The sequence below is a fragment of the Pseudomonas sp. PvP027 genome, assembly GCF_017833005.1.
Classification (GTDB): Bacteria; Pseudomonadota; Gammaproteobacteria; order Pseudomonadales; family Pseudomonadaceae; genus Aquipseudomonas; species Aquipseudomonas congelans.
The window spans coordinates 2,634,173-2,648,223 of sequence record NZ_JAFIBK010000001.1; the positions used below are offsets into that span (position 1 = coordinate 2,634,173).

General features: G+C 61.5%; 8 protein-coding genes. 2 read left to right on the forward strand and 6 right to left on the reverse strand.

Features of this window, described 5'->3' with window-relative positions:
• Positions 1 to 92: 92 nt before the first annotated feature.
• Complete coding sequence (gene pncB / locus JOE33_RS11110; RefSeq protein ID WP_010427809.1) at positions 93 to 1,316, forward strand: nicotinate phosphoribosyltransferase; 1,224 nt, start codon at positions 93 to 95, stop codon at positions 1,314 to 1,316.
• Between the two features lie 26 nt (positions 1,317 to 1,342).
• The gene (gene nadE / locus JOE33_RS11115) at positions 1,343 to 2,170 is read left to right on the forward strand and encodes an ammonia-dependent NAD(+) synthetase (protein ID WP_003317217.1); all 828 of its coding nucleotides are present in this window, start codon (positions 1,343 to 1,345) and stop codon (positions 2,168 to 2,170) included.
• 198 nt (positions 2,171 to 2,368) lie between these two features.
• On the opposite strand, the gene azu is transcribed toward nadE, so the two are convergent.
• The 6 genes from azu to dnaB all read right to left on the reverse strand — a co-directional run bounded on the left by azu (position 2,369) and on the right by dnaB (position 13,938).
• The gene (azu, locus tag JOE33_RS11120) at positions 2,369 to 2,815 is read right to left on the reverse strand and encodes an azurin (protein ID WP_010427807.1); all 447 of its coding nucleotides are present in this window, start codon (positions 2,813 to 2,815) and stop codon (positions 2,369 to 2,371) included.
• A gap of 152 nt (positions 2,816 to 2,967) precedes the next feature.
• A complete protein-coding gene (locus tag JOE33_RS11125) occupies positions 2,968 to 3,861 on the reverse strand; it encodes a transglutaminase family protein (RefSeq protein ID WP_010427806.1) in 894 nt (297 codons plus the stop codon).
• Positions 3,861 to 6,356 (reverse strand): circularly permuted type 2 ATP-grasp protein, encoded by a 2,496-nt coding sequence (locus JOE33_RS11130; protein ID WP_054994384.1) that lies wholly within the window; start codon positions 6,354 to 6,356, stop codon positions 3,861 to 3,863. The genes JOE33_RS11125 and JOE33_RS11130 overlap by 1 nt, the downstream gene beginning before the upstream one ends.
• Positions 6,357 to 6,445: 89 nt before the next feature.
• Positions 6,446 to 9,724: a transglutaminase family protein gene (locus JOE33_RS11135; RefSeq protein ID WP_187625060.1), complete on the reverse strand. Its 3,279-nt coding sequence runs from the start codon at positions 9,722 to 9,724 to the stop codon at positions 6,446 to 6,448.
• A gap of 402 nt (positions 9,725 to 10,126) precedes the next feature.
• Positions 10,127 to 12,436, reverse strand: coding sequence for a YgiQ family radical SAM protein (locus JOE33_RS11140; RefSeq protein ID WP_025990818.1), 2,310 nt, complete (start codon positions 12,434 to 12,436; stop codon positions 10,127 to 10,129).
• 107 nt (positions 12,437 to 12,543) lie between these two features.
• Positions 12,544 to 13,938 carry a replicative DNA helicase gene (gene dnaB / locus JOE33_RS11145; RefSeq protein ID WP_003317209.1) on the reverse strand — a complete coding sequence of 465 codons (1,395 nt, stop codon included), beginning with the start codon at positions 13,936 to 13,938 and terminating at the stop codon, positions 12,544 to 12,546.
• Between the last annotated feature and the right edge of the window lie 113 nt (positions 13,939 to 14,051).

Below are 14,051 nucleotides of genomic sequence, written 5' to 3' on the forward strand. Positions count from 1 at the left end.
AATGCACACCCATCCGGCCGTGAGCCTTCCATGGTGACAGACAGGAAGTCACGCGCCCCACTTTATCCGGCTGCTCTGGAGAGCCTGATTCAATGAGCGAGAGCGCCTTTTCCAATCGCATCGTGCAAAGCCTGCTCGATACCGATTTCTACAAGCTGACCATGATGCAGGCCGTCCTGCACAACTACCCCAACGTGGACGTCGAGTGGGAGTTCCGTTGCCGCAACGGCGAGGACCTTCGCCCCTATCTGGATGAAATCAAGCACCAGATCGAGCTGTTGTGCGAGCTGTCGCTGAGCCCCGAACACCTGGCTTTTCTGGAGCGCATCACGTTCATCAAACCGGATTTCCTGCGCTTTCTCGGGCTGTTCCGCTTCAATACCCGCTACGTGAAAACCACCATCGAGAATGACGAACTGTGCATTCGCCTGCACGGACCGTGGCTGCACGTCATCCTCTTTGAAGTGCCGCTGCTGGCCATCGTCAGCGAAGTGCGCAACAGGCATCGTTACCCGGACACCCTGCTCAGCCAGGCGCGTGATCGTCTGTATGACAAGTTCGAATGGCTGACCACGCATGCCACGACGGATGAACTGGCCGAGCTGAAAGTGGCGGACTTCGGCACGCGCCGGCGGTTTTCCTACCGCGTGCAGGAAGAAATGCTTGGCGTCCTGAAAAACGACTTCCCAGGCCAGTTCGTCGGCACCAGCAACGTTCATCTGGCCCGTCAACTGGACCTGAAGCCCTTGGGTACCATGGCCCACGAATGGATCATGGCGCATCAGCAGTTGGGACCGCGCCTGATCGACAGTCAGATTGCCGCACTCGATTGCTGGGTCCGCGAATATCGCGGCCTGCTGGGGATCGCGCTGACCGACTGCATCACCACCGATGCGTTCCTGAACGACTTCGATCTGTACTTCGCCAAGCTGTTCGACGGTTTGCGCCATGATTCGGGCGACCCGGTGAAGTGGGCCGAAAAATGCATCTCGCATTACCAGAAGCTCGGTATCGACCCAATGAGCAAGACTCTGGTGTTTTCCGATGGGCTGAACCTGCCCAAGGCGCTCGATATCTTTCGTGCATTGCGCGGACGCATCAATGTCAGCTTCGGTATCGGCACCAACCTGACCGCGGACATCCCCGGCATCGCGCCCATGAACATGGTCTTGAAAATGACCGCGTGCGCCGGTCAGGCCGTGGCGAAAATCTCTGACGAGCCCGGCAAGACGCAGTGCAAGGACCCGAACTTTGTCGCCTACCTGCGGCATGTGTTCAAGGTGCCGGATTTGCCGAGCCCGGAAAAACCCGCTTGAATTGTCCTATCTACGAGGAGTGAATCATGCACGCCGTACAGCGCCAGATTGCTGAACAGCTCAAGGTCCAGCCACCTTTCGCGGACCAGAACGCGCTGCAGGCCGAGGTCGCCCGCCGCGTCAACTTCATCAAGGAGTGCCTGCAGAACGCACGGCTCAAGACGCTGGTGCTCGGCATCAGCGGCGGGGTCGACTCGCTGACGGCCGGTCTGCTCGCCCAGCGCGCGGTCAAGGAGCTGCGTGAAAGCACGGGTGACAACGCCTATCGCTTCATCGCGGTGCGCCTGCCCTATGTGGTGCAGGCCGATGAGCACGAAGCCCAGGCCTCGGTCGACTTCATCGAGCCGGACGAGCGCCATACCATCAACATCGGCAGCAGCGTCAAAGCCTTGGCCGCCGAGGTCAAGGCCTTCGACGGGCTTCCAGCGACCTCGGTGGATTTCGTGCTCGGCAACACCAAGGCGCGCATGCGCATGGTTGCGCAATATACCGTCGCCGGGGCCTATCATGGGCTGGTGATCGGCACTGATCATGCGGCCGAAGCGGTAATGGGCTTCTTCACCAAGTTCGGCGACGGCGCCTGCGACCTGGCGCCATTGAGCGGTCTGGTGAAAAACCAGGTACGCGCCATCGCCCGCCATTTCGGCGCTCCTGAATCACTGGTTGAGAAAGTACCGACTGCGGACCTGGAAGACCTGTCCCCCGGCAAACCGGACGAAGCCTCGCACGGCGTGACCTACGCCGAGATCGACGCCTTCCTGCACGGCGAGCCGGTACGCGAGGAAGCGTTCCGGATCATTTGCGAAACCTACGCCAAGACCCAGCACAAGCGCGAACTGCCTTACGCGCCTTGAGTGATCTGCGCGGCACGGATTTGTAACGCTCATTGCTGGCTATCGTGCCGACGCTCTGCGTCGGCATGCAGTTCTGGACGCTCCGCGTCCGATCCTGAATCTGCGCAGCGGCTCAGATCTGTGACGCAGAGCGTCACGAACGGCATTCCCACGCGGAGCGTGAGGAACGATACTCTCAGACGCTCCGGGGACCTGTCGTTACTTGAGGGTCACAGCGCCTTTCATCATGCTGATGTGCCCGGGGAATGTGCAGAAGAACTGGTATTCCTGTGCAGGGTCGAGCTTCGACACGTCAAACGTCACCGAATCCTTTTCGCCAGCACCGATGACTTTGGTGTGGGCGATGACACGGCTGTCGTCCGGCTTCAAATACTCCTTGTCGATACCCGCCGCCATGCCGTCAGTGACGATTGCCTGGGTATCGGCCTTTTTGCCCAGCACCCAGTTATGGCCCATGACATTCTTCGGCAAGCTGCCGGAGTGAGTCAGGTTGACGGTGAATTCCTTGCAGCTCTTGTCGATCTCAATGGCTTTGGTGTCGTACATCATTTGATCGGTCGAATCGACTGTGGCCGAGCACTCGGCAGCCAGTAACTGGCCACTGGCCAATGACAACAGCGAAATCGCTACAAGCTTGCGAATCATTTGAATCTCCAGGGCAGGACTTGATTAACGTAAAAATGACGTAAGAAGAGAGTGCCCGATGAGGGCCCGGGTTCCAAGGACGTGCGTCAAATGGTCCCGTGGACGCTCGCGACAGAGCGCCCTTTTGAAGAACGATTCACGGCAACAGGTAATTAGCCGCTGACCGGCATCACCGTGACCCGTACCTCCGGATCATGCGTGCCGCCGCCCAGAATCACGCCACGCAACGGCGAGACATCGGAGAAATCACGCCCCCAGGCCAGGCTGATGTGCTCCAGCGCAGGCTGCACATTGTTGGTGGGGTCGAAGTCGACCCAGCCAGACGCCGGACAGAATACCGAGACCCAGGCATGCGAAGCATCGGCACCAATCAGCCGGGGCTGGCCCGGTGGCGGCTGGGTGAGCAGATAGCCGCTCACATAACGCGCCGCCAGGCCACGGGAGCGCAGACACGCGAGCATCAAATGGGCGAAGTCCTGACACACGCCCCGCCGCCGCTCCAGCACCTCCACCAGCGGCGTGGCGACCTGAGTGGCCTCTTCATCGAAGGTGAACTCGTCGAAAATCTTCTCCATCAACGCCTGTACGCACAGCAACAACGGGCGTCCCGGCGGGAAACAGACCTGCGAGAACTCGACGAACGAGCGCTTCAAGTGCACGTAGGGGGATTCGAAGCGATAGCGACAGGCCTCCAGAATATCCTCCGTCATCGGCTTGGCGCTGTACGTCAGCGCACTGCGGGTCACCTCCCATTCCGGCGACAGATTGAAATCCAGAAACGGCTTCTCCATAACCTCGATACGCAACCGCGCATTGACCTGCAACTCATCGTGCGGACGCTCGAAGGCCAGACGGGTCAGCGGGTTGCCGAATACATCCAGCTCATCGCGACGCGTGGTGGGTTCAGGGAGAATCTCCAGCGCCTGCTCGGTGCAACGCTGCCAGGGACTGCTGCGCGGCCACAGATGCGCCAATTGCTGGGCCAGCGAAACCGGGCTGTCGTACTTGTAATGCGTGTCATGGAAAATCTGGTAGAAAGCGCTCATCAGACAGACACCGTGCGTTGGCTAACATCATCGACATGGGCAAAATGACGCAACGCCAGGCGATCGGACGCCTGTCCGCTGCTGTCACCAATGCTTTGCAGCAAATCCGCCAGCCCGTCGAGCACGGCGTCGATACTGCTCTGGCCAAACAACGGATTCTCCAGGCTGCCCAGGTCGAACGCGGCAAGACGCTGCGACAGCACTGCAAGGCTGCTGTCGCGTGGCGCATCGAACTCGTCGTTGAGACGGCGCAACGAGCGCTGCACCAGCTTGAGCTGAAACAGCACCGCATGCGGGTTCTGCTCGTCGAGCAGCAACAGGTCCAGCACCGGAATCAGGTGCGGCACCGCCATGTAACGCGAGCGATAGGTGATGCTGCTGTTGCCCAGCTCCAGCAACCACTCCAGCCCGGCGCGCTCGAAAACCACCAGCCCGCGCAAAAACGCCGACAGACTGGTGCTGAGAAACTTCAGGCGCTCGATCCGTCGCCCGATCATCAGGAAATTCCAGCCTTCGTCGCGGGTCATGTCGTCCAGCGCAAAACCGGACAGCGCCGCCAGCGACATCACCAGACGGTTGAGAAAATCCAGCAGTTCGCCGAAATCCGGCTCTTCGCTTTCCAGGCTCAAGGCTTCGCGCTGCAATTCGACCAGCGCCTGCCAGTTTTCCTTGGATAACTTGCCGCGCACTTGCGAGGCCGCCCACTGCAGACGCTGCAAATTGGCGCGCAGGCTGAACGGCCACTCGTCCCCCAGCAGCGCGACGAGCAGACGATCCTTCAGCTCTTCGCCCTCCTGCGCCTCGGGCAGCATGCCCAGGCTCTCGGCCAGCGCAACGGCGGCTTGCAGCGCGAGAGGGTCATCATCGTCGACGTAGCGCGTCAGCATGATGCGCAGCAGGCGTGCACTGTCGTCGCAGCGCTCGCAGTAACGTCCAAACCAGAACAGGTTTTCCACCACTCGTGACGGCAGATAAGGGTCGCGACGGATCAGGTCGTAGACACCCAGCTTACGCTGGCCCTTCCACGGCTCGCCGAGGTGCGAGCGCTCGCCCAGCACCCAGGTGTCCTTGCTTGCCCCGCCACGCTGCATCGAAACCACGTCGGCATCGGCTTCGGCGGCCACTCGGGTCAGGCCGCCCGGCAGCACGCGATAGCCGTCGAGGCTGGCCACTGCATACACGCGCATGCCGATGGCGCGCGGCTGCAAACCTGTGCCATCGGCCTGCAGCACCGGAGCATGGGACAACTGCGCCAGCTCCTGAGCGACGTAGGCATAGGGCCGCGACTGCATGCGCTGGGCAAGCGCGAGGCGCTGTTCCTCATTCAGATCACGCCCGAACACCGGCGCGAAGTGCTGCGAGGGGAACGCCGGCTTGATCAGCAGATCCGGTAGTTTTTCCAGCGCCTGGGCCAGCACCGGTGGCTCTCCGCACCACCAGGTCGCCACCGAGGGCAGGATCAGGTCCTCGCCGAACAGGTACTGACTGATCTTCGGCAAAAAGCCCAACAGCCCCGGCGACTCCAGTACACCGCTACCCAACGCATTGGCGACCAGCACGTTGCCCTGACGCACGGCCTCAAGCAGCCCCGGCACTCCCAGCGCAGAATCGGTACGCAACTCCAGTGGATCGCAGAAGTCATCGTCCAGGCGGCGCATGATGGCGTGAACCCGGCGCAAGCCGCTGAGGGTTTTCAGGTAGACCGTGGCATCGCGCACCGTCAGATCGCCACCCTCGACCAGCGGATAGCCCAGTTGCCGCGCCAGGTACAAGTGTTCGAAGTAGCTTTCGTTGAAACGCCCCGGCGTCAGCAGGACGATCAGCGGTGCCTCGTTGCTGGTTGGCGCCTGACGGGCCAGCGTCTGCTGCAGCGCGTCAAAGAAACCCGACAGGTGCCGGACTTGCAGGTCGCGATAGGTTTCCGGCAGGGCGCGCGCGACGCTCTGGCGGTTTTCCAGCGCATAACCGGCACCCGAGGGCGCCTGGGTACGGTCGGCAGTGACCCACCAGCGCCCGTCCGGGGTACGCGCCAGATCGACGGCGTACATGTGCAGGAACGTGCCTTCAGGGGGCTTCACGCCCTGACACGGCCAGAGAAAGTTGTTGTGGCCAAACACCAGTTCGGCGGGCAGCAGGCCATTGGCGATCAGCGTCTGCGGGCCGTAAAGGTCCGCAAGCACTGCGTTGAGCAGCCGTGCACGCTGGGCAATCCCTGCCGCCACGTGCTGCCATTCGTCCGCTGCAATGATGTGCGGCAACAGGTCCAGCTCCCACGGACGATCAGCGCCCTTGGGGTCGGCATACACGTTATAGGTGACACCGTTTTCCTGAATCTGCCGGGTCAGCAGGGCCTGGCGCTGGATCAGTTGCGCCGCGCTGCTGCGCCGCATGTGCTCGTACAGACGACGCCAGTGCGGGCGAACGGCTCCGTCGGCGTCGAGCATTTCGTGGTAAGTACCCTCGGACAGCGGGTAGTGGTCAAGCAGGTCGGGCATGGAAGGCTCGGCAGGCAACGTAAGGACTTCAGATTAGTGCAGTCAGATGTCACGTCCGTGTGCATCTGACGCACAGAGCCACTGTTTTTTTAATGCAGACGCATATCCAGCGTCATCGGCAGCTCGTCGTTAATGTTGAGCGACGGAACGTCCAGTTTGCCCGGGGTGTGACCGATGCGGAAGAAACGTGACAGGCGACGGCTTTCCGCTTCGTTGGCGTTGACCGGCAAGGTTTCGTAGTTACGGCCGCCCGGATGGGCGACATGATACTCGCAGCCACCCAGCGAGCGGTGCATCCAGGTGTCGAGCAGATCGAAAACCAGCGGCGCATGCACGCCGATGGTCGGTTGCAGGCAGTTGGCCGGCTGCCAGGCGCGGTAACGCACACCGGCGACGAACTCGCCGGCCCGCCCGGTCGGCTGCAGAGGTACTGCGACACCGTTACAGGTCAGCACATAACGCTGCGGCGGCAACCCGCTGATATGCACTTGCAGACGCTCCAGCGATGAATCAACGTAGCGCACCGCGCCGCCGGCCGAGCCCTCTTCACCCAGGACATGCCAAGGCTCCAGCGCCTGACGCAGTTCCAGCTCGATACCGTTGACGGCGTAATCGCCCACTTTCGGAAAGCGGAATTCCAAGTGCGCAGAGAACCAGTCGGCCTGCACCGGGTAGCCTGCCGCATTGAGGTCGGCGACCACGTCGGCGAAATCCTGCTCGATGAAGTGCGGCAGCATGAAACGGTCGTGCAGTTGCGTGCCCCAGCGCGCCAGCTTCGCGGGTGCGTAGGGTTCACGCCAGAAGCGCGCCACCAGCGCGCGCAGCAGCAGTTGCTGCGCCAGGCTCATGCGTGCATGCGGCGGCATCTCGAAAGCGCGCAGCTCCAGCAGCCCCAGGCGTCCGGTCGCGCCATCGGGCGAGTAAAGCTTGTCGATGCAGAATTCGGCGCGGTGGGTATTGCCGGTGACGTCGATCAGCAGGTTACGCAGCAGACGGTCCACCACCCACGGCGCAACCTCCTCGCCTGGCGCCGGCATCTGCGCAAAAGCGATTTCCATCTCGTAGAGCGAGTCGTTGCGCGCTTCGTCGATGCGCGGTGCCTGAGAGGTCGGGCCGATAAACAGGCCGGAAAACAGGTACGACAGCGAAGGATGGTTGTGCCAATAGCTGATCAGGCTGCGCAGCAGATCCGGACGCCGCAGAAATGGCGAATCCGCCGGAGTCGCGCCACCCAGCACGAAATGGTTGCCGCCGCCGGTGCCGGTATGACGGCCGTCGATCATGAACTTCTCGGTGGTCAGACGCGTGAGGCGCGCCTGCTCATAGAGAAACTCGGTGCGCTCGACCAGCTCGTCCCAGCTCGCCGAAGGCTGCACGTTGACCTCGATCACGCCAGGGTCCGGCGTGATCCGGAAATTGCACAGCCGCGGATCGCTTGGCGGCTCGTAGCCTTCCAGCAGGATCGGGCACTGCAGCTCTTCGGCGGTCGCTTCGATCACGGCCACCAGCTCAAGGTATTCCTCAAGCTTCTGCAGCGGCGGCATGAACAGATACAGCCGCCCTTCGCGCGCTTCGGCACACAGCGCCGTGCGGGTCAGCCAGTCAGCCGACTCGTCGATCTTCGGCGCGCGTTCGGCGTCCGTGTCTGTGGACTTGAGCGCCGAAGTCAACGAATCGCTGTCGGCCAGTTCGGGGAAGTCCTGGTTATGGTCGGTCGGGTGAATGAACGGGTATTCCGCCGCCTTCACCCAAGGCTGCGACGCCAGCGGCAATCGATAGCCCAGCGCAGAATCCCCTGGCACCAGACGGCAATGCTCGTCACGCAGGTACCAGCGGCCACTCTGCCAGCTGTCACCTTCCGCGTTGCGAGCCAGCGGCAGGACCTGACCGATCATCTTGTCCAACCCCTGGGCAAAGACCTTGCGCAGGCGTGCACGCTCCAGCTCATCGCCCAGCCGCGAATCTTCGGCCGTGACGTTGACCGGCAACGCGCCTTCGCGCCACAGGTAGTAGAAATTGTCTTCGTAAGCCGGGAAAACGAAGAGGGCCGGCAGCTTAAGACGCTCGGCTACACTAGCCAGAAAACGCCCCGCCAGTTCGCCGGTCGCGCCATAGTCGCGGGTCTCGTCGGCGATCAGCGCATTATTGCGCCACACCGGCTGGCCGTCCTTGCGCCAGAAGCAGTTCAGCGACCAGCGCGGCAACTGCTCACCCGGATACCATTTGCCCTGCCCGAAATGCACGATGCCCAGCGGCGCGTAATGCCCGCGCATGCGCTGGAACAGCTCGGCGGACAGTTCGCGCTTGCGCGGCCCCAGCGCAGAGGTGTTCCATTCGGCACCATCGCGGTCGTCGATGGACACAAAGGTCGGCTCACCGCCCATGGTCAAACGCACATCGTCGCGCAGCAGATCAGCGTCGATCTGTCGGCCCAGAGCCTGAATGTCCTGCCATTGCGCTTCGGTGTAGGGCTTGGTGACGCGCGGCGCCTCCCAGATGCGCTCGACCGACATTTCGTGGCTGAAATCGGTTTCGCACGGCTCGACCAGGCCACTGATCGGCGCTGCCGAGGAAGGCTCGGGGCTGCATGCCAGTGGAATGTGTCCTTCGCCAGCGAACAGACCGGAGGTAGCGTCCAGCCCGACCCAGCCCGCGCCTGGCAGATAGACCTCGCACCAGGCATGCAGGTCGGTGAAATCGACATCCGTACCCGACGGCCCGTCGAGCGCCTCGACATCGGCCTTGAGCTGAATGAGGTAGCCCGACACGAACCGCGCCGCCATGCCCAGATGACGCAGCAGTTGCACCAGCAGCCACGCGGAGTCACGGCACGAGCCCGATGCGTTCTCCAGGGTGAATTCCGGGGTCTGAACGCCCGGTTCCATGCGGATCAGGTAAGCGACGTCCTGGCTCAGGCGCTGGTTGAGACCGACCAGAAAGTCGATGGCCGGAATCGGCTCGCGACTGATGCTGTCCAGATACGCCTGAAATCTCGGGGTCAGCGGCAGTTTTTCGAGGTACGGCGCCAGCTCGCGCTGCTCTTCGCTGGCGTAGGTGAACGGGATGTTCTCGGCGTAGGGCTCGAGGAAGAAGTCGAACGGATTGAACACCGCCATCTCGGCGACCAGGTCGACTTCGACGCGAAACTCATGGGTCTTTTCCGGGAAGACCAGGCGCGCCAGGTAATTGCCTTGAGGGTCCTGCTGCCAGTTGATGAAATGGTTTTCAGGCAGGACTTTCAGCGAATACGATAGCACGCGTGTGCGGCTATGGGCGGCCGGGCGCAGGCGAACGATCTGAGGACCCAGTTCGACCGCGCGGTCGTAGCGATAATGCGTGACATGGTGCAAGGCAATATGAATCGACACGGCGTGCCTCCTGCGAGCCTGAACGGTAATTGAGCCGCGCAAGACTTATGCCATCCGGTCAAAGTCGTGCGCCAACGAGAGTGGCATTCCCCGCCTGAACAGGCGCAGCACCAAAATCGTGCCGGCCGAAGCCAACGGTGCAAGGGTCGCACAGTAATAAGGCAGACAGTGTGGCAGAGGGATCGAATGGGGGGTGAAGAATTGTGAGCGGCGTGGGCGTGTGCCGTTGATGGATAGAGCGGCGCGGCGGGAATGATGTGACGCGGAGCGTCACGAGCGGCATTCCCACGCTGGAGCGTGAGGAACGATGATCTCAACTGTCGTGCGACGCTCCGCGTCGACATGCCGTTCTGGACGCTCTGCGTCCGCCCCTCTACGAGCAGGCGGCGCTATCGCCGAGCGTTAGCGTGGCACCACTGGCTTGCGCTTGGGCGGTTTGGTGCCTTTGCCTTTGGCTGCATCCATGCGCTCCTTGGCGGCCTGCTTGTTGCGCGCCATTGCGGCAGCCTTGGCCTCTTCGCGCTTGTCCCACGGCTTGCTGCCATCGCTTCCACGTGGCGGCAGGCCGGTGTGCTGGGTCTGGATCAACGTGGTCTTGGCATTTTTTGCAACCTTGTGGCTGCCCGCCGGCGTCGAGTTCTTGCGGCGCGCACTCTGGTAGCTGTCAGTCGCCGGCTGATGCAGCGGAATCAGTTGATCCTTGCCCGGCCCGATCAGATCGGCACGGCCCATGCGCTCCAGTGCCTCACGCAGCATCGGCCAGCCTTTCGGATCGTGATAACGCAGGAAAGCCTTGTGCAGGCGACGCTGCGCTTCGCTCTTCACGATGGTGACCGCATCGCTCTTGTAGGTGACCTTGCGCAGCGGGTTCTTGCCCGAGTGGTACATGGCCGTGGCAGTGGCCATCGGCGACGGGTAGAACGCCTGCACCTGGTCCGCACGGAAACCATTGCCCTTGAGCCACAGCGCCAGGTTCATCATGTCTTCATCGGTGGTGCCCGGGTGGGCGGCGATGAAGTAAGGAATCAGGTACTGCTCCTTGCCGGCTTCCTTGGTGTACTTCTCGAACATGCGCTTGAACTTGTCATAGCTGCCAATGCCCGGCTTCATCATCTGGTTGAGCGGACCTTCCTCGGTGTGTTCCGGGGCGATCTTCAGGTAACCACCTACGTGGTGGGTGACCAGTTCCTTGACGTACTCCGGCGACTCGACCGCAAGGTCGTAGCGCAGGCCGGAGGCGATCAGGATCTTTTTCACGCCCGGCAAGGCGCGCGCGCTGCGATACAGCTGGATCAGCGACGAGTGATCGGTATTCAGGTTCGGGCAGATGCCCGGGAATACGCAGGACGGCTTGCGGCAGGCCGACTCGATCTCCGGGCTTTTGCAGGCGATGCGATACATGTTCGCGGTCGGCCCGCCCAGGTCGGAAATGACCCCGGTAAAGCCCGGCACCTTGTCGCGGATTTCTTCGATTTCGCGAATGATCGACTCTTCAGAGCGGTTCTGAATGATCCGCCCTTCGTGCTCGGTGATCGAGCAGAAGGTGCAGCCACCGAAGCAGCCACGCATGATGTTCACCGAGAAGCGAATCATGTCGTAGGCAGGGATCTTTTCCTTGCCGTACGCAGGATGCGGGACGCGCGCGTAAGGCATGCCAAACACGTAGTCCATTTCTTCGGTGGTCATCGGAATGGGCGGCGGGTTGAACCAGACGTCCACCTCGCCATGCTTCTGCACCAGTGCGCGAGCGTTGCCCGGATTGGTTTCCAGGTGCAACACGCGGTTGGCGTGGGCATACAGCACAGCGTCGTTACGGACTTTTTCCACCGACGGCAGGCGGATGACCGTCTTGTCGCGGGTCATGCGCGGGCTGGCAAGAATCTGCACCACCTTGGCTTCGTTGGGGTCCTCGACGTTGCCTTTTTCCTGCTCGATGGCGCAGGCCTCGGTGTCCTGGGTGTTGACGTACGGGTTGATGATCTTGTCGACCTTGCCAGGACGGTCGATACGCGTGGAATCGACCTCATACCAGCCCTGCGGCGTGTCACGACGAATGAACGCCGTACCGCGCACGTCGGTGATGTCTTCGATCTTGTGGCCATAGGACAAACGCTGGGCGACTTCGACAATCGCACGCTCGGCATTGCCGTACAGCAGGATGTCGGCGCAGGCGTCGATCAGGATCGAGTTGCGAACCTTGTCCTGCCAGTAGTCATAGTGCGCGATGCGGCGCAGCGAAGCCTCGATACCGCCCAGCACGATCGGCACATGCTTGTAGGCTTCCTTGCAGCGCTGGCTGTAGACCAGGCTTGCGCGGTCCGGACGCTTGCCGGCCATGCCGCCAGGGGTATAGGCGTCATCGGAGCGAATCTTCTTGTCCGCGGTATAGCGGTTGATCATCGAGTCCATGTTGCCGGCAGCGACACCGAAAAACAGATTCGGCTCGCCGAGCTTCATGAAGTCGTCTTTGGACTGCCAGTTGGGCTGCGCGATGATCCCGACCCGAAAGCCCTGGGACTCGAGCAGACGACCGATGATCGCCATGCCGAAAGACGGGTGATCCACGTACGCATCACCGGTCACGATAATGATGTCGCAGGAATCCCAGCCAAGCAGATCCATTTCTTCCCGGCTCATGGGCAGGAAAGGTGCTGGTCCGAAACATTCGGCCCAGTACTTGGGATAGTCAAATAACGGCTTGGCTGATTGCATGTTCAGGACCTACGTTTGCACGTTGGAAAAATCGCGGGCGCGGAATATAGCACATTTTTTGATCAAGTCCGACCACGGTGGTCGGATTTGATGGGCTCGACCCGAACTCAGTCGTCGTCGAAGTTGTAACTGCCCGGCGCCAGGTTCTCGAAGCGCGTGTATTTGCCGATGAACGCCAGGCGCGTGGTGCCGATGGGGCCGTTACGCTGCTTGCCGATGATGATCTCGGCAATGCCCTTGTGCTCGGTTTCCGGGTGGTATACCTCGTCCCGGTAAACGAACATGATCACGTCGGCATCCTGCTCGATCGCTCCGGATTCCCGGAGGTCGGAGTTGATCGGGCGCTTGTTGGGACGCTGCTCGAGGGAGCGGTTGAGCTGCGACAGGGCAATCACCGGGCAATTGAATTCCTTGGCCAGCGCTTTCAACGAGCGCGAGATCTCGGAAATCTCGTTGGTACGGTTATCACCGCTGGAGCCGGGGATCTGCATCAACTGCAGGTAGTCGATCATGATCATGGCGATGTCGCCATGCTCACGCACGATCCGCCGTGTCCGCGCGCGCATTTCCGAGGGGCTGATACCGGCCGTGTCGTCGATGAACAGTTTGCGGTCATTGAGCAGATTGACCGCCGATGTCAGACGCGGCCAGTCATCGTCATCAAGCTGGCCCGCCCGCACCTTGGTCTGGTCGATGCGCCCCAGCGAGGACAGCATACGCATGATCAGCGATTCACCTGGCATCTCCAGCGAGTAGACCAGTACGACCTTGTCACTGCGCAGCACAGCGTTCTCGACCAGGTTCATGGCGAAGGTGGTCTTACCCATCGACGGACGTCCGGCCACGATGATCAGGTCGGAGGGTTGCAGCCCGCTGGTCTTCTCATCGAGATCGGTGTACCCGGTCGACAGGCCGGTAATGGCGTTGTCGCTGTTGAACAGCGTGTCGATACGGTCGATGGCCTTGGTCAGCAGGTCGTTGACGCTGACCGGGCCGCCGGTCTTGGGGCGCGCTTCGGCGATCTGGAAGATCTGCCGTTCAGCCTCGTCAAGAATCTCTTCGGCAGTCCGGCCTTCGGGGTTGAACGCACTGTCGGCAATTTCGGTACTGATGCCGATCAATTGCCGCAACGTGGCCCGGGCGCGGACGATCTGCGCGTAAGCCTTGATGTTGGCGACAGAAGGCGTGTTTTTCGCCAGCTCACTGAGGTAGCCCAGGCCGCCCACTTGCGAGGTCTGCCCTTCCTTGTCCAGTTGTTCAGCCAGCGTGACCACGTCAATCGGGCTGTTCTGGTCGGCCAGTCGGGCAATGGCGCGGAATATCAGGCGGTGGTCATGTCGATAGAAATCACCATCGGAAACTTGATCGAGCACCCGCTCCCAGGCGTTGTTGTCCAGCATCAGACCACCGAGTACAGCCTGTTCGGCCTCGATGGAATGGGGCGGCACCTTCAGGGCAGCGGTTTGCAGATCGTATTGTTCGGGGGCGGAAATATCGTTCATGGCCACTTCAATTCGAGGTTTGCAGAATGGGGATGGCACAAAGACAAAGGGCACGACCTGTGAACAGGATCGTGCCCGATGTTAATCCTCTGACGGCAATGCCACCAGACGAT

Bases quoted from the DNA above. Each gene is read 5' to 3' on its own strand.
- azu (WP_010427807.1), bottom strand. From the start codon at position 2,815: ATGATTCGCAAGCTTGTAGCGATTTCGCTGTTGTCATTGGCCAGTGGC.
- pncB (WP_010427809.1), top strand. From the start codon at position 93: ATGAGCGAGAGCGCCTTTTCCAATCGCATCGTGCAAAGCCTGCTCGAT.
- JOE33_RS11125 (WP_010427806.1), bottom strand. From the start codon at position 3,861: ATGAGCGCTTTCTACCAGATTTTCCATGACACGCATTACAAGTACGAC.
- nadE (WP_003317217.1), top strand. From the start codon at position 1,343: ATGCACGCCGTACAGCGCCAGATTGCTGAACAGCTCAAGGTCCAGCCA.
- JOE33_RS11130 (WP_054994384.1), bottom strand. From the start codon at position 6,356: ATGCCCGACCTGCTTGACCACTACCCGCTGTCCGAGGGTACTTACCAC.
- JOE33_RS11140 (WP_025990818.1), bottom strand. From the start codon at position 12,436: ATGCAATCAGCCAAGCCGTTATTTGACTATCCCAAGTACTGGGCCGAA.
- dnaB (WP_003317209.1), bottom strand. From the start codon at position 13,938: ATGAACGATATTTCCGCCCCCGAACAATACGATCTGCAAACCGCTGCC.